This is a genomic window from Streptomyces narbonensis (genome assembly GCF_014649015.1).
GTDB classification, from domain to species: domain Bacteria; phylum Actinomycetota; class Actinomycetes; order Streptomycetales; family Streptomycetaceae; genus Streptomyces; species Streptomyces narbonensis.
In genome coordinates, this window is sequence record NZ_BMSF01000001.1 from 775,558 (window position 1) to 790,703 (window position 15,146).

At 72.9% G+C, this 15,146-nt stretch carries 12 protein-coding genes and 1 pseudogene; 9 read left to right on the forward strand and 4 right to left on the reverse strand.

Annotated features, from left to right (window positions below; all coding sequences use genetic code 11):
• Positions 1-6 precede the first annotated feature (6 nt).
• From IE124_RS03380 to IE124_RS03400, 5 genes are all read left to right on the forward strand, one after another.
• On the forward strand, positions 7-1,002 hold the full coding sequence (locus IE124_RS03380; protein WP_189504561.1) for a GlxA family transcriptional regulator: 996 nt from the start codon (positions 7-9) through the stop codon (positions 1,000-1,002).
• Between the two features lie 54 nt (positions 1,003-1,056).
• Positions 1,057-3,255 carry an acyl-CoA dehydrogenase family protein gene (locus IE124_RS03385; RefSeq protein WP_189504563.1) on the forward strand — a complete coding sequence of 733 codons (2,199 nt, stop codon included), beginning with the start codon at positions 1,057-1,059 and terminating at the stop codon, positions 3,253-3,255.
• A gap of 12 nt (positions 3,256-3,267) precedes the next feature.
• Positions 3,268-4,476, forward strand: a complete 1,209-nt coding sequence (locus tag IE124_RS03390; protein ID WP_189504565.1) for a lipid-transfer protein — start codon at positions 3,268-3,270, stop codon at positions 4,474-4,476.
• Between the two features lie 137 nt (positions 4,477-4,613).
• Positions 4,614-6,086 carry an MFS transporter gene (locus IE124_RS03395; protein WP_189504567.1) on the forward strand — a complete coding sequence of 491 codons (1,473 nt, stop codon included), beginning with the start codon at positions 4,614-4,616 and terminating at the stop codon, positions 6,084-6,086.
• 10 nt (positions 6,087-6,096) lie between these two features.
• The gene (locus tag IE124_RS03400; protein ID WP_189504569.1) at positions 6,097-7,434 is read left to right on the forward strand and encodes a phospholipase D-like domain-containing protein; all 1,338 of its coding nucleotides are present in this window, start codon (positions 6,097-6,099) and stop codon (positions 7,432-7,434) included.
• A 19-nt stretch (positions 7,435-7,453) separates the two neighbouring features.
• On the opposite strand, the gene IE124_RS03405 is transcribed toward IE124_RS03400, so the two are convergent.
• The 3 genes and pseudogenes from IE124_RS03405 to IE124_RS35985 all read right to left on the reverse strand — a co-directional run.
• On the reverse strand, positions 7,454-8,095 hold the full coding sequence (locus IE124_RS03405; protein WP_189504571.1) for a response regulator transcription factor: 642 nt from the start codon (positions 8,093-8,095) through the stop codon (positions 7,454-7,456).
• Between the two features lie 102 nt (positions 8,096-8,197).
• Positions 8,198-8,683, reverse strand: coding sequence for an HIT family protein (locus tag IE124_RS03410; protein ID WP_229832075.1), 486 nt, complete (start codon positions 8,681-8,683; stop codon positions 8,198-8,200).
• Between the two features lie 154 nt (positions 8,684-8,837).
• Positions 8,838-9,017: pseudogene (locus IE124_RS35985) on the reverse strand (ATP-binding protein); the annotation flags it as partial.
• Positions 9,018-9,372: 355 nt separating this feature from the next.
• Here IE124_RS35985 and chsH3 point away from each other — a divergent pair.
• The 3 genes from chsH3 (at position 9,373) to IE124_RS03425 (ending at position 12,341) form a co-directional block, all read left to right on the forward strand.
• Positions 9,373-10,227: an enoyl-CoA hydratase ChsH3 gene (gene chsH3 / locus IE124_RS03415; protein ID WP_189504573.1), complete on the forward strand. Its 855-nt coding sequence runs from the start codon at positions 9,373-9,375 to the stop codon at positions 10,225-10,227.
• 77 nt (positions 10,228-10,304) lie between these two features.
• A complete protein-coding gene (locus IE124_RS03420) occupies positions 10,305-11,381 on the forward strand; it encodes a Zn-dependent alcohol dehydrogenase (RefSeq protein ID WP_189504575.1) in 1,077 nt (358 codons plus the stop codon).
• A gap of 15 nt (positions 11,382-11,396) precedes the next feature.
• Positions 11,397-12,341: a 3-oxoacyl-ACP reductase gene (locus IE124_RS03425; RefSeq protein WP_189504577.1), complete on the forward strand. Its 945-nt coding sequence runs from the start codon at positions 11,397-11,399 to the stop codon at positions 12,339-12,341.
• 327 nt (positions 12,342-12,668) lie between these two features.
• On the opposite strand, the gene IE124_RS03430 is transcribed toward IE124_RS03425, so the two are convergent.
• Positions 12,669-13,808 carry a hypothetical protein gene (locus IE124_RS03430; protein ID WP_189504579.1) on the reverse strand — a complete coding sequence of 380 codons (1,140 nt, stop codon included), beginning with the start codon at positions 13,806-13,808 and terminating at the stop codon, positions 12,669-12,671.
• 286 nt (positions 13,809-14,094) lie between these two features.
• Here IE124_RS03430 and IE124_RS03435 point away from each other — a divergent pair, with 286 nt between their 5' ends.
• Positions 14,095-15,132, forward strand: a complete 1,038-nt coding sequence (locus tag IE124_RS03435; protein ID WP_189504582.1) for an ABC transporter substrate-binding protein — start codon at positions 14,095-14,097, stop codon at positions 15,130-15,132.
• The last annotated feature ends 14 nt before the right edge of the window (positions 15,133-15,146 follow it).

The window sequence follows — 15,146 nt, forward strand, 5'->3', positions numbered from 1 at the left end:
AAGCCCATGCCGCCGCACGCGTCCTCGCAGGGGACCCACGCCGACCGTCTTCACCGGGTCGTCGTGATCGTCGACGCCAACTCGAACCCCTTCGAGCTCGGCTGCGCCACCGAGGTCTTCGGTCTGCGCCGCCCCGAGATCGGCCGCGAGCTGTACGACTTCCGCCTCTGCTCGCCCGAGCCGGACACCCTCATGCGGGACGGGTTCTTCACCCTCTCCGGGGTCGCCGGTCTGGAGGCGGCCGAGGCGGCGGACACCGTGATCGTCCCCAACCGGCCCGACGTCGAGGTGCCCCGCCGGCCGGCGGTGCTCGACGCCGTGCGCAGGGCGCACGCGCGCGGTGCGCGGCTCGTCGGCTTCTGCAGCGGTGCCTTCACGCTCGCCGAGGCCGGGGTGCTCGACGGACGGCGGGCCACCGCGCACTGGCAGTGGGCGGAGGACTTCCGGGTGCGCTACCCCGCCGTGGCGCTCGAAGAAGACGTCCTCTTCGTCGACGACGGCGACATCCTCACCGCCGCCGGCAGCGCCGCCGCGCTCGACCTCGGGCTGCACCTGGTCCGTCGCGACCACGGCGCGGAGATCGCCAACGCGGTCAGCCGGCGCCTGGTCTTCGCGGCCCACCGGGACGGCGGGCAGCGGCAGTTCGTGGAGCGGCCCGTGCCCGACATCCCCGACGAGTCGCTCGCTCCCGTCCTGGCCTGGGCGCAGGAGCGCCTCGACGAGCCCCTGACGGTCGCCGCCCTGGCCGCGCGCGCCGCCGTCAGTCCCGCGACCCTGCACCGCCGCTTCCGGTCGCAGTTGGGCACGACCCCGCTGGCCTGGCTCACGGGGGAGCGGGTCGCCCTGGCCTGCCGTCTCATCGAGCGGGGCGAGGCGCGCCTCGACGCGGTCGCACGGAGCAGCGGGCTCGGTTCGGCCGCGCACCTGCGGGCCCTCATGCGCCGCGAGACGGGGCTCGCCCCGTCGGAGTACCGCCGCAGGTTCGGCCCCGGATTCCCCTGATCTCCACGTCATCTGACCTTCCGTCAGAATGGAACGTGTTCTAGTCTGCGGCGCATGGGCATCGCCATCACGCACGAACAGCGGGAGCTCGCCCGATCCGTCCGCGGCTGGCTCACCCGCGCCGTACCTCCCGAAGAGGTCCGCAAACACCTGGACGTCCCCGGCGCCGCCGCCGGCCGGCCCGCCTACTGGGACGCGGCCGTCGGGCAAGGGCTCCTCGGGCTCCACCTCCCCGAGGAGTACGGCGGCGGGGGCGGCGGTCTCGGAGACCTCGCCGTCGTCGTGGAGGAGGCCGCCAGGGCGCTGCTGCCCGGGCCGTACCTGCCCTCCGTCCTCGCCGCCGAGGTCCTCCACCGCGCAGGCCGGCAGGACCTGGCCGCCTCGATCGCGAGCGGGGAGCGGATCGCGGCCGTCGCCCTCGGCGGCACCGGCAGCCTCACCGCCGTCCGCACCGCGAGCGGCTGGCTCCTCGACGGCACCTCACCCCCCGTCCTCGGCGGCGGCCAGGCCGGGCTCGTGATCCTCCGGGCCGCCACCGCCGACGGCTCCGTCCGGCTCGCCGTCGACGTCACGGACACCGAAGGACTCGCCGTCCGGGCCCACGAGAGCGCCGACCCGACCCGGCCCACCGGCGAGATCACCGCCCGCGCCGCCCCCGTGCCCGCCGCGCGCGAACTCGCCCTCGACACCTCCCTCGTACACGACCTCGCCGCCGTCCTCCTCGCCGCCGACGCCTGCGGCACCGCCGCCCGCGCCGTCGAGACCGCCGCCGAACACGCCCGCACCCGCGAGCAGTTCGGCCGGCCCATCGGACAGTTCCAAGGCGTCAAACACCTCTGCGCCGACATGCTCGTCCGGCTCGAACAGGCCCGCGCCCTCACCTGGGACGCCGCCCGCGCCGGAGAGGACGCCGCCCGAGCCGGAGGCGACGAGGACGACGCCCGCTCCCTCACCGCCGCGCTCGCCGCCGCCACCGCCCTCGACGCCGCCTACACCTGCGCCAAGGACTGCATCCAGATCCTCGGAGGCATCGGCTTCACCTGGGAGCACGACGCCCACCTCCTGCTCCGCCGCGCCGTCGTCGCCCGCCAGCTCCTCGGCACCGGCGACCACCACCGCCTCGCTGCCCTGCGGCACGCCGCCGACGGCGTCCGACGCGGCCTCCGCCTCGACCTGCCGCCCGAGGCCGACGCCTACCGGAGCGCGGCCCGCGAGGCCGTCGCCCCCGCCGTCGGGCTCGAACCGGCCGCCGCCCGGCGCGCCCTCGCCCCCACCGGCTACGCCGCCCCGCACCTCCCGGAGCCGTACGGACTCGGCGCGGACCCGCTCCGGCAGCTCGCCGTACAGCGGGAGCTGGAGGCCGCCGGGATCACCCTGCCCGGGCTCGGGATCGGGGCCTGGGTCGTCCCCTCGCTCCTCAGCTACGGCACCCCCGAGCAGCAGGAGACGCACCTCGGTCCCACCCTGCGCGGCGACCGGCTCTGGTGCCAGCTCTTCTCCGAGCCGGGCGCCGGCTCCGACCTCGCCTCCCTCCGCACCCGCGCCGAGCGGACAGAGGACGGCCGCTGGAGGATCACCGGACAGAAGGTGTGGACGAGCGCCGCCCAGTGGGCCCACCACGGAATCCTGCTCGCCCGCACCGACCCCGCCGCCCCCAAGCACAAGGGGCTGACCTACTTCCTCGTCGACATGCGGAACACGCCCGGCATCGACATCCGGCCGCTCAAGGAGATCACCGGGGACTCCCTCTTCAACGAGGTCTGGTTCGACGACGCGATCCTCCCCGCCGACGCCTTCGTCGGCGAGGTGAACGACGGCTGGCGGGTCGCCCGCAACACCCTCGGCAACGAACGCGTCCACATGGCCGACCAGGTCGCCTTCGACACCGGGCTCGAAGCCCTCATCGAGCGGGCCGCGCAGCACGACAGCTCCGTCCGCGCCCGCATCGGCGGCCTCGTCGCCGAGGCACACGCCCTCGCCTGCATCGGCCTGCGTACCACCCTGCTCCAGGTCTCCGGCCTCGAACCCGGCGCGGGCGCCAGCGTCCGCAAGCTCGTCCAGACCCTCCACCAGCAGAAGGTCGCCGAACTCACCCTCGAACTCCTGGGCCCCGAGGGCGCCCTGCGCGAGGGACCCGGCGAACGGGCGCTGCACGGAATGCTCATGTCCCGCTGCCTCACCATCGCGGGCGGCACCACGCAAGTACAGCTCAATGTCGTCGCCGAGCGCCTGCTCGGCCTGCCGAGAGACTGAGGGGGACCCGCGATGACCACCAAGGCATACGTCGTCGGCGTCGGGATGACGAAGTTCGAGAAGCCGGAGACCCGGGACTGGCAGTACTGGGACATGGCGAAGGAGGCGGGCACCGCCGCCCTCGCCGACGCCGGCATCCCGTACGAGACCGTGGAACAGGCGGCCGTCGGCTACTGCTTCCAGGCCTCCACCGCCGGCCAGCGGGCCGTGTACGAACTGGGGCTGACCGGCATCCCCGTCTACAACCTCAACAACAACTGCGCGACCGGCTCCACCGCCCTCATGACCGCCCGGCAGTTCGTCGAGGGCGGCATCGCCGACTGCGTCCTCGCCCTCGGCTTCGAGAAGATGACGCGCGGGGCCCTGGGGGGCGGCTCCGGCTCCGGCGACTTCGCGACCTCTCCCGTCGCCCGGCACTACGGCATCATGGCCGCCGCCCACGGCTTCGAGATGTCCCCGCCCACCGCGCAGATCTTCGGCAACGCGGCCCGCGAGCACATGGAGCGGTACGGGACGACCGAGGTGCAGCTCGCGGCCGTCGGCGCCAAGAACCACCAGCACTCGGCCGCCAACCCCAACGCGCAGTTCCAGGACGTCTACACGGTCGACGAGATCCTCGCCGCCAGGACCGTCCACCAGCCGCTCACCAAGCTCCAGTGCTCGCCCACCTCCGACGGCGCGGCGGCGGCCGTCGTCGTCTCCGAGCGGTTCGTCGAGGAACACGGGCTGCGCGGGAGGGCGGTGGAGATCGCCGCCCAGGCGATGACCACCGACACCGGGGAGTCCTTCGCCTCCGGCTCCTGCATCGACGCCGTCGGCCGCCCGATGTCCCGGGCCGCCGCCCGCCAGGTCTACGAGCGCTCCGGGCTCGGCATCGAGGACGTCGACGTCATCGAGCTGCACGACTGCTTCTCGATCAACGAACTGCTCACCTACGAGGCCCTCGGCATGTGCGAGGAGGGCGCCTCCGGCAAGCTCGTCGAGTCCGGCGCCACCACGTACGGCGGCCGCTGGGTCGTGAACCCCTCCGGCGGGCTCATCTCCAAGGGCCACCCGCTGGGCGCGACCGGGCTCGCGCAGACGGCGGAGCTGGTGTGGCAGCTGCGGGGCGATGCGGGGCCGCGGCAGGTCGCCGGGGCGAGGGTCGGGCTCGCGCACAACATCGGCCTCGGCGGGGCGGCGGTGGTGACGCTGCTGCGGAAGGCGCAGGGAAAGGCCTGACGGAAGCCGCGGCGGAAGGCGTGACGGAGGCCGCGGGGGCGGGCGCAGGGGGCTCGGAGCCGGGGTGACCGTGCGGCGGAGGTCGTAGGGCGGAATGCCCATGTACGGGGCCCGACAGGTCTGCGACCATCACATTCATGCCGCAGACCGACTCCGCCACGAGCGACACCAGCACGCCCTCCACCCCCCGCACGCCCCGCCCGTGGCTGGTCGTCCTGACCGCCTGCGCCGCCCAGTTCCTGGTCGTCCTCGACGTCTCCGTCGTGAACGTCGCACTGCCGTCCATGCGGACCGACCTCGGTCTCTCCGCGTTCGGGCTGCAGTGGGTGATCAGCGCGTACTCGATCGCCTTCGCCGGCTTCATGCTGCTCGGCGGCCGGGCCGCCGACCTCTACGGGCGGAAGGCGATATTCCTGCTCGGGCTCGGGCTCTTCACCGCCGCGTCCGTCGTCGGCGGCATCGCGCCGGAGGGCCAGTACCTGATCGGCGCCCGCGCCGTGCAGGGCCTCGGCGCCGCCCTCCTCTCGCCCGCCACGCTCACCCTCGTCACCGGGGCCGTCGAGGCCGGACCCGCGAGGACCCGGGCCATCGGCACCTGGACCGCGGTCGGCGCGGCGGGCGGCGCCGCGGGCGGCTTCGTCGGCGGGCTCCTTGTCGACCTGCTGTCCTGGCGCTGGGTCCTCCTCATCAACGTCCCCATCGGCGTCCTCGTCCTCGCCGCCGCCGCGCTCTGGCTCCGCGAGGGCCGCACCGGCACCGGCAACCGCCACCTCGACCTGCCGGGCGCCGTGCTCGTCACCGGCGGGCTCGCCACCCTCGCGTACGGCATCGTCCAGACCGAGGAGGCGGGCTGGACCGACCCGGCCACCCTGCTCACGCTCCTCGGCGGCCTCGTCCTCCTCGCGGTCTTCGTCGCCGTCGAGGCGCGCACGGCGGCCCCGCTGATGCCGCTGAAGATCTTCCGCATCCGAGCCGTGTCGGGGGCCAACGTGGCGATCCTGCTGTGCGGTTCGAGCTCCTTCGGCATGTGGTACTTCATGACGGTCTACGCGCAGAACGTCCTCGGCTACACCCCGATCCAGGCCGGCCTCGCGCTCGTCCCCAGCTCCCTCAGCGTCATCCTGGGCTCCAAGCTGGCCCCGCGCCTCATGCCGGCCCTCGGCGCCCGGAACGTCGCCGTGGCGGGCGCGCTCATCGGGGCGGCGGGCTTCGCCTGGCAGTCGACGCTGACGGTCGACGGCACCTTCCTCGGGACGATCCTCGGCCCCGGCGTCGTGATGATGGTGGGCCTCGGCCTGGCCACCACCCCGCTGGCGACGCTCGCCACCTCCCACGCGGGCCCGGGGGACGCGGGCCTCGTCTCCGGCCTGGTCAACACCTCCCGCACGATGGGCGGCGCCCTCGGCCTCTCGGTCCTCTCCACGGTCGCGGCGGCGGGTGCCCTGTCGGCCCCCGTCTCGTTCTCCGACTACTCCGTGATCGGCACCCCGGACTCGTCGTACCTGGTCCCGGGTTACGCCATGGCCTTCCGCGTCTCGGCGGGGATCCTCGTGGCGGCGTCGGTCCTGATGCTGGCCTGGCTCCCGAAGGGGACGAAGCGCACCGGGTGACAATGCCCGAGTGATATCGATCAAGAAGAAGAGCCGGCGCCGGAACCGGAGCGGAAACCGGAGCCGGAACCAGAACAAGTTCAGAACGGCCGTGACCGCCCTCGCCGTCGGCGCGGCTCTGACGGTCGCTCCGTCGGCCTCGGCGGATCCGGTCCTGGCCGTGACCACCGGCGCCCTGTTCAACGAGCCGAACAGCACCGACGCCGCCGCGCGGGGACGGATCCTCTTCCACCTGGGGGACCTCGTCGACGGCACGGAGGCGGGATCGTCCATCCGGATCTCCCTCTACCTCTTCCAGTCGGTCTACCTGGCGAACAAGCTCGGCGACGCCCACGAGCGGGGCGTCACCGTCCAGGTCGTCGTCGACGCCGACAGCCGGTCCACGGGGCTCGACACCCTGAAGACCCGGCTCGCGGACCCGGCCGGCAGCCCCGACTCCTGGGTGCGGACCTGCAAGCCGGAGGAGGCCTGCCTGGCCCTGGACCCGGGCACCACGGAGGCCGACCCGAACGGCACCTACGACAACGTCAACCACAACAAGTTCTTCCTCTTCTCCCGTACCAAGGGCAAGGGCGACATCGCGGTCGACGACGTGGTGGTGCAGTCCTCCGGGAACCTCACGAGCCAGGACACCGACGACTGGTGGAACGACGCGCTGACGGTCGTCGGCAACCCGGCCCTGTCCGCCGCGTACGGGCAGTACTTCGCCGATCTGGCCGCGGCCGCCGCCGGGCAGAAGCCGCAGGTCGCCGACTACGCGCACGACACCCAGGCGGGCAAGGCGAAGGTCTACTTCTTCCCGAGGTCCGGCACCGACACGATCGTCAACATCCTCGGGACGGTGGCGCCGGTCGGCACCCCGGACTCCTGCGGCGGCAACTCCACGGGCTTCGGCACGACCGACGGCCGTACGAAGATCCGCATCGCCCAGGGCCACACCACCCGCACCGACGTCGCCCGGAAGCTGTGGGAACTCGCCAACGCGGGCTGCGACATCGGGATCGTCTACCGGTCCCTCGACAACTGGACCACCGACGACAAGCCCATGGGCCAGGTCGCCAACTGGCTGACCAGGCCGGTGACGGGCAAGGGCCGCATCACCCTGCACCAGCTGGACAACGACAAGCGCGGCGGCTCCGACTCCCACACCAAGTACCTGCTGATCGAGGGCACGTACTACGGGGGCGTGAACAAGAAGATCGTCTTCACCGGCAGCCACACCTACACGACGACGGCGCTCCGGTACAACGACGAGACGCTGCTCAAGTACGAGGACGCGACGGTCTTCGACGCGTACGTGAGGAACTTCGAGGCCCAGCGGACGGCGGCCCGGACCGAGGGCCTGTAGTCGTGGACGCCGGCGGGTCCTACAGCCACCCCTGCTGACGTGCCGCCCGCACCGCCTCCATGCGGTTGCGGGTGGACGTCTTGCCGATCGCCGAGGACAGGTAGTTGCGGACGGTGGACTCGGAGAGGTGGAGCCGGGCCGCGATGTCCGCGATCGTCGCCCCGTCCACCGAGGCGGCGAGGGCCTCCCGCTCCCGGCCCGTCAGCGGGTTCGGCCCCGCGCCGAGGGCGGCGGTCGCGAGGGCCGGGTCGATGACCGTCTCGCCCCGGAGGACCCGGCGGACCGCCTCGGCCAGCTCCTCCACGGGCCCGTCCTTCACCAGGAACCCGGCCGCACCGGCCTCCATCGCCCGGCGCAGATAGCCGGGGCGGCCGAAGGTCGTGAGGATCAGGACCCGGCAGTCCGGCACCTCGTCGCGAAGCTCGGCCGCGGCGTCGAGCCCGCTGCGCCCGGGCAGTTCGATGTCGAGGAGCGCCACGTCGGGCCGCGAGAGCAGCGCGGCGTCGACGATCTCGTCGCCCCGCCCCACCTGCGCGACGACCTCGATGTCCGGCTCCATCCCGAGCAGCAGGGCCAGCGCACCGCGCGTCATCCCCTGGTCCTCGGCGAGGAGGACGCGGACGGACTTCGCGGGGCGGTGGTCCTGCGGCATCTCGGTCATGAGAAACAGCGTAGGTCCGCCGGCTTCCCGCCGCCGTGCTCCGGCGGATCAGGCGCGCACCGGCCGACGCCGGATTCGGGAGTGCGGCGGACCCTCGGCGGATCAGGCGTGCTGCGGTTCCCCGTCGGCGGCCGACCGCCGGCCTCCGTAGGAGGCGACCAGCGCGTCCGCCACGATCGCCGCGTCCGCCTCCGCCACGTCCTCCGGGTACTCCGGCAGGAGGTCGTCCCAGACGACCATCCACGACCCGTACATCTGGGCCTGCCCCTCGGGGCGGGCGAAGAACCAGATGTGCAGATGGGCGCCGCCGTCTCCGATGCGGTAGACGTGGGCCCGTGAGATGTGCGGCAGGGCCTGCACATGGCGGGCGATGTGGGTGCTGAGCACGCCCAGTTCGGCGGCCAGTTCGTCCGGCAGGTCCGCCAGGTCGTGGTGGTCGAGCGGATGCAGCATCAGCACCAGGGGCACGCCGACCTTCGCGATCCGGGTGAGCCGCCAGCGCTCGTTGAACCAGATCCCCTCGTCCCGGCCGCGGCAGGAGTCGCAGTCCGAGGGGTCCTCGCCGTGCCGAGGAGGCTCGGGCAGCACCGGCGGGGCGCAGCGGCGCGACGCGCAGGCCGTCCGGCTCGAAGGGGCTGATGTCCCACCCCGTCATACGGGCCAGCGGGAGCCGCCGTTCGCCGTCCGCGGCGGTGGTGGCGTGGTCGTAGAACTCGTCAGGTCGCAGTGCCATGACGGAAGGCTACTGGTGTTCGAGCGAGGGGGGTTGGGCGGGAAGTTCGGTGGGGAGTTCCGCCGTGATCCGGAATCCGCCTCGTGGTGCCGGGCCCGAGGTCAGGGTGCCGCCCGCCGCGGCCAAGCGTTCGCTCAGGCCCCGCAGGCCGCTGCCCGGTGTGCCGGGCGTCGGGCCGCGGCCGTCGCCTTGGAGGCGGCCTCGAAGGCGACCGCGGGTTCGTTCGTCATGCCGACGACGCTACGGATCCGGGCACCCGGGGCGGCAGGCGTGAACGTACGGACCTGTCGGTGACAAATGTCCTGGGTGCCGCCCCTGACCTCTTTCTGACGTACCGTCAGAGAGGCGGTGCCGGGAGGGTTCCCAACTTCTAGCGCCTCAGCTATACATGGGATCCACCGACCTGGAACGCGTTCTAGAACGGCCGCGTCCGGGACGGTCCCGCACGGCCTCGGTGCGGCCGACGGTGCGGACGGTCGCATCGAGGTCTTTCCCCGCCACCTCGCCCACGAGGAAACACTCGCCCACGAGGAGCAGCAGCCCGATGCCGATCGACCCCGCCAAGGCCGTCGCCGCCGAACCCCGCAGCGCCGAGATCTCCTGGGACCACAAGGACGTCCAGCTCTACCACCTGGGACTCGGCGCGGGCAGGCCCGCGACCGACCCCGACGAGCTCCGCTACACCCTGGAGTCCAGGCTCCACGTCCTCCCCAGCTTCGCCACCGTCGCGGGCGCCGGCATGGGCGTCGTCGGCGGGCTCTCCGCCCCCGGCATCGACATCGACCTCGCCGCCGTCCTGCACGGCGGCCAGTCGGTCACGCTCCACCGGCCCGTCCCCGTCAGCGGCCGCGCCGTCTCCACCTCCCGCGTCGCCGCCGTCTACGACAAGGGCAAGGCCGCCGTCCTCGTCCTGCGCAGCGAGGCCGCCGACGCCGACGGACCGCTCTGGACCAGCGACGCCCAGATCTTCGTCCGCGGCGAGGGTGGCTGGGGCGGCGACCGCGGTCCCTCCGAGCGGCTCGCGCTCCCGGAGCGGCAGCCGGACGCCACCGCCGAGCGCCCGATCCGCGAGGAACAGGCCCTGCTCTACCGGCTCTCCGGGGACTGGAACCCGCTCCACGCCGACCCCGAGTTCGCCAAGCTCGCCGGCTTCGACCGGCCGATCCTGCACGGGCTCTGCTCGTACGGCATGACTCTCAAGGCCGTCGTCGACACCCTCCTCGACGGGGACGTCACCCGGGTCCGCTCGTACCGCACGCGCTTCGCCGGGATCGTCTTCCCCGGCGAGACCCTGCGCCTGCGGATGTGGGCGGCCGAGGGCCGCGTCCAGGTGGCGGTCACCGCCGTGGAGCGCGACGACGCCCCCGTACTCGCCGACACCGTCGTCGAGCACTCCTGATCCGCAGATCCGTACCGAGTAGATCCGTACCGAGCAGATCCGCACCGAGTAGATCCGTACCGATTGGAGCCGCACCCATGCGCGCAGCCGTACTGCACGAGATCGGCCAGGACAAACTCGAGGTCCTCGACGACGTCGAGGCGGTGGGCTTCGGCCCCGGGAAGGTGCGCATCCGGGTCCGGGCCACCGGCCTCTGCCACTCCGACGTCTCCGCGATGAGCGGCGTCCTCCCGCAGCCCGCCCCCTTCATCCCCGGCCACGAGGGCGCGGGCGAGATCCTCGACATCGGCGACGGCGTCGCCGGGCTCACCCCGGGCCAGCGGGTGCTGCTCTGCTGGCTGCCCGCCTGTGGCACCTGTCCCGCCTGCAAGCGCGGCCAGACGCAGCTCTGCCTGGCCGGCTTCATGAACGCCGGCACGCCCAACTTCAAGCGCCCCGGGGGCGACGTCTTCGGCTTCGCCGGCACCGGCACCTTCACCGAGGAGGTCGTCGTCGACGCGGGCTGCGCCGTCCCGATCCCCGACGACGTGCCCTACGACATCGCGGCCCTCATCGGCTGCGGCGTCACCACGGGCCTCGGAGCGGCCATCAACACCGCGAAGGTGGAGGCCGGTTCGTCGGTCGCCGTCATCGGCTGCGGCGGCGTCGGCATCTCCGCCATCCAGGGCGCCAAGCTCCAGGGCGCCGCCCAGATCATCGCCGTCGACCCCGTCGAGTCCCGGCGGGAGGCGGCGCTGCGCTTCGGCGCCACCGAGGCCATCGCCCCGGACGCGCTCGCCGACGCCAAGCAGCGGATCACCGCCGGAGAGGGCTTCGACTACGTCTTCGAGGTCGTCGGCAAGTCCGCCACCGCCCGCACCGCCTACGACACGACCCGGCGCGGCGGCACCCTCTGCATCGTCGGCGCCGGCGCCCTCGACGACCACCTCCAGCTCAACATGTTCGAGCTGTTCTTCGACGAGAAGCGGATCCTGCCCTCCATGTACGGCGGCGGGGACGTGCTCACCTCGTACGAGCGGACCATCGCGCTCTGGCGGGCCGGCCGTGTCGACCTGGAGTCGCTCATCACCCACCGCGTACCGCTGGCGGGGATCAACGAGGCCCTGGAGCAGATGCGTACGGGCACGGCACTGCGCACCTGCATCGAGATCTGAGAGGACTGCAGCGAGATGTCACTCCCCCTTGAGGGCTTGAGCGCGATCGTCACCGGCGCCGGACGGGGGCTCGGCCGTGCCGAGGCGCTCGAACTGGCCCGGCTCGGCGCCGCCGTCGTCGTCAACGACTACGGCCAGGCCGGCCGCGACGGCTCCGGAGAGGCCTCCGCCGCGCCTGCCGAGGAGGTCGCCGCGGAGATCCGCGCGGCGGGCGGCCGGGCGGTCGCCCACCTCGGCGACGTGTCCGACTTCGAGACGGCACGGGGCCTGGTGGACCTGGCCGTGGCCGAGTTCGGGAAGCTGGACGTCCTGGTCAACAACGCGGGCATCCTGCGCGACCGGATGGTCTTCTCGATGAGCGAGGACGAGTGGGACTCCGTCGTACGGGTCCACCTCAAGGGCCACTTCAACACCACCCACTTCGCCGCGGTGCACTGGCGGGGCCGGTCCAAGGCGGGGGAGGCCGGAGTCTACGGCCGGATCGTCAACACCTCCTCCGAGGCCTTCCTCGCCGGCTCGGCCGGCCAGCCCAACTACGCCGCTGCCAAGGGCGGCATCGTGGGCCTGACGACCTCCTCGGCGCTCGCGCTCGCGCGCTACGGGGTCACGGCCAACGCGATCTGCCCGCGGGCCAGGACCCGCATGACGGAGGACGTCTTCGCCGGCTTCGCCGAGCCGGCGGCCGAGGGGGACCTCGACCCGCTGTCCCCGGAGCACGTGGCGCCCCTCGTCGGCTATCTCGCCTCCCCGGCGGCGGCCGGGGTCAACGGCCAGCTGCTCGTCGTCCACGGCGGGATGGTGGCGGTCGTGGACCGGCCGAAGGTCGCGGCCAAGTTCGACACGGCCAAGGAGGCCTTCACCTATGAGGAGCTGGACTCCGTCCTGACCCCGCACTACGCGTCCCGGCCGGCGGGCGAGACCTTCGCCGCGTCGGAGGTGCTGGGCCTGAAGAAGGGCTGACGGGGGCAGGGCCGTCCGCGAGGCCGGCCCTGGGTGGGGAACGGCGATGGGCCCCGGGGAGACCCGGGGCCCATCGCCGTGCTCACTGGACCGCTCGCTGGACTACTCGGTCACTGCGCGTCGGGTTCGCGGCGGTGCCGGCCGTGCGGCGAGGACGTGGAGTCCTCCGCCGGGGACGCCTCACCGCGGTGCCTTCCGGAGCCGTTCGGCTCCCTACCCTCCGTGCTTGCTTCCGACATGCTGGAACTCACCCCGTATGAATCGGTCTTTCGGTGTCGCTGTGCAGCCAGTGAGTTTAGTGATGCCGACCGACAAGAGCAGAACCGTTCAGCCCGCGGGTCGACGGTCCGTCAGGGGCGCCTGCTGGAGAGGTACCGGGCGGCACACCCGGGGCTCGTCGACGGCCACCACCACCGGTACCGGCTCCGGCTCGGGCGGAGCCTCCAGGTCCGCGAGGCCGCACGGCGCCCCGGCCGTCGCGTACGGCAGGCGCAGCACGCCCTGCGCCGTCCACAGCCCCGCGCCGGCCAGCCAGCCCGCGGGCGCGGCCGACTGGACCAGCCGGCGCGAGGAGGGCTCCCAGGTCCCCACCCAGCTCCCGCCCGCCGCGTCGATCCGCAGCGCCACCGAGCAGCTCTCCGGCATCAGGACCTGGCCCGGCTGCACCGCGAAGGGCGTCACCGTCGCGTCGTCGAGCTTCAGGCACTCCGGGAACCGCACCGGCAGCAGGCTGCCGAGCACGCCCCAGCCGAGCCGCTCGCGCCCCGGCGACGGCGCGTCGGAGCCGATGAGGAGCAGCCCGCTGTCCGGGTCGGCGAGGAGCAGCCGGTCGTCGCTCTCCTCGGTGATCTGGAGCAGCGGCGTCACCTCGCCGCCCCGCTCCAGGTCGACGGCGACGGCCTTCACCGGTCCGTCGTCCAGCCGCCGGTCGAGCGAGAGCATCCGGCCCGTGCGGTCGAGCCACACCCCGCCCGTGCAGCGGCCGCTGACCTCGGCGACCTGCTCGGGGCCGAAGGCGCCGCCGGCGACGAGCCACAGCGTCGTCGTGTCGGGGCCGGCGCACATCGCGTACGCGCAGATGCCGTCCGGCGAGGGCGGCAGCAGGACCAGCCGCTCGGAGCCGGGTGCCTCGACCGAGCCGAGCTGGAGCTCCCCGGTGGCCGGGCCGGTGGGGTAGAGCAGCGAGAACGTGGTCCGCCGCCCGTCCACACGGCGGGCGACGAGGACCCGGCCGTCCGCGAGGGGCAGCAGCTGGGTGTGCGGCTCCTCCGGCTGACCGAGGGGGAGCGGGACGGCGTACGGCTCGGGGCCGTCGAGCGTCCACCGCTCCACGTACAGGGCGTCACCGGCACCCGTGAGCCTGGCCGCGTACGCGCCGTTGGCCGTGATCGTGAAGCCGGCCGACCCTGTGGGGTCCTTGTCGCGGTCGTCGTCCTCGGCCGCGGTCTCGATGGCACACGCTGTCATCGACTCGTCACCTCCGGCCACGAAGCTAGTTTTCGCACTTCCTGCCGAACAACACGAGCCCGGTCACTTCACACATAAGGGTGGTCGTGCGGCGGTTCGGCTGTGGGTCAGGGGGCGGCTGTGCTGGAGTGACCCGTGATGAGTAAGGTAAGGCGAGCCTAAGCGGAGCCCGTGGCTCCGGTGCGGTCGCGCCCGTATCCCCCGTACGGACGCGTGTGTCGAAGCACGCGGCGCGCCACGGAAACACGGAGCGGCGCGCCACAGAAGCACGTACAGGAGCCTTCTCATGTCCTTCCGCCGTCGCGGCACCGCCACCGTCGTCGCCCTCGCCACCGCGCTCTCCCTCGCGGCCTGCGGAGGAGGGGACGAAGGGTCCGGCACCTCCGCGAAGGAGGACGCGACCAAGAAGAAGGACGTCGCCACCGGCGGCAAGGACTTCGGCGACGCCGCCGCCAAGACCGCGGCCATGGGCACCGACGCGAAGCCGGGCCGGTTCCCGCGCACGCTCACCCACGCCCTCGGCACGACCGAGCTGAAGGCCGCCCCCAAGCGGGTCGTCGTCCTCGACGTCGGCGAGCTCGACAACGTCGTCTCCCTCGGCGTCCAGCCCGTCGGCTACGCGCCCTCCGAGGGTGACGACGGCATCCCCGGCTACCTCAAGAAGGACGCGGGCGCCCCGAAGTCCGTCGGCACCATCAACAACCTCAACCTGGAGGCCATCGCCAACCTCCAGCCCGACCTCATCCTCGGCAGCCAGCTCCGCGCCGCCGACAAGTACGACGAGCTGTCGAAGATCGCGCCGACCGTCTTCTCCATCCGCCCGGGCTTCACGTGGAAGGAGAACTACCTCCTCAACGCCGCCGCGCTCGACAAGACCGCCGAGGCGAAGACGAAGCTCTCCGCCTACGAGGCGAAGGCGAAGCAGCTCGGCACGGACATCGGCGCGGACAAGCCGACCGTCTCCATGGTCCGCTACCTCCCCGGCAAGATCCGCCTCTACGCGAAGGCCTCCTTCATCGGCACGATCCTGGACGACAGCGGCCTGCCCCGGCCCGAGAACCAGCGGATCGACGAGCTCGCGGCCGAGATCAGCCCGGAGAAGATCGACGACGCCGACGCCGACTGGATCTTCACCGGCGTCTACGGCGACGCCAAGGCCACCAAGAAGGACGCCGCCCAGACCAACCCGCTCTGGAAGAACCTGACGGCGGTCAAGTCCGGCCGGGCCAAGGACGTCCCGGACGAGACCTGGTACCTCGGCCTCGGCGTGACCGCGGCGAACAGCGTCCTCGACGACCTGCGCGGCTACCTGGTCAAGAAGTAGCCGTACGCCCGCCG

Excerpts from the sequence above, each read along its gene's own strand:
- IE124_RS03380 (WP_189504561.1), top strand. The coding sequence starts at position 7 with ATGCCGCCGCACGCGTCCTCGCAGGGGACCCACGCCGACCGTCTTCAC.
- IE124_RS03385 (WP_189504563.1), top strand. The coding sequence starts at position 1,057 with ATGGGCATCGCCATCACGCACGAACAGCGGGAGCTCGCCCGATCCGTC.
- IE124_RS03390 (WP_189504565.1), top strand. The coding sequence starts at position 3,268 with ATGACCACCAAGGCATACGTCGTCGGCGTCGGGATGACGAAGTTCGAG.
- IE124_RS03395 (WP_189504567.1), top strand. The coding sequence starts at position 4,614 with ATGCCGCAGACCGACTCCGCCACGAGCGACACCAGCACGCCCTCCACC.
- IE124_RS03405 (WP_189504571.1), bottom strand. The coding sequence starts at position 8,095 with ATGACCGAGATGCCGCAGGACCACCGCCCCGCGAAGTCCGTCCGCGTC.
- chsH3 (WP_189504573.1), top strand. The coding sequence starts at position 9,373 with ATGCCGATCGACCCCGCCAAGGCCGTCGCCGCCGAACCCCGCAGCGCC.
- IE124_RS03420 (WP_189504575.1), top strand. The coding sequence starts at position 10,305 with ATGCGCGCAGCCGTACTGCACGAGATCGGCCAGGACAAACTCGAGGTC.
- IE124_RS03425 (WP_189504577.1), top strand. The coding sequence starts at position 11,397 with ATGTCACTCCCCCTTGAGGGCTTGAGCGCGATCGTCACCGGCGCCGGA.
- IE124_RS03430 (WP_189504579.1), bottom strand. The coding sequence starts at position 13,808 with ATGACAGCGTGTGCCATCGAGACCGCGGCCGAGGACGACGACCGCGAC.
- IE124_RS03435 (WP_189504582.1), top strand. The coding sequence starts at position 14,095 with ATGTCCTTCCGCCGTCGCGGCACCGCCACCGTCGTCGCCCTCGCCACC.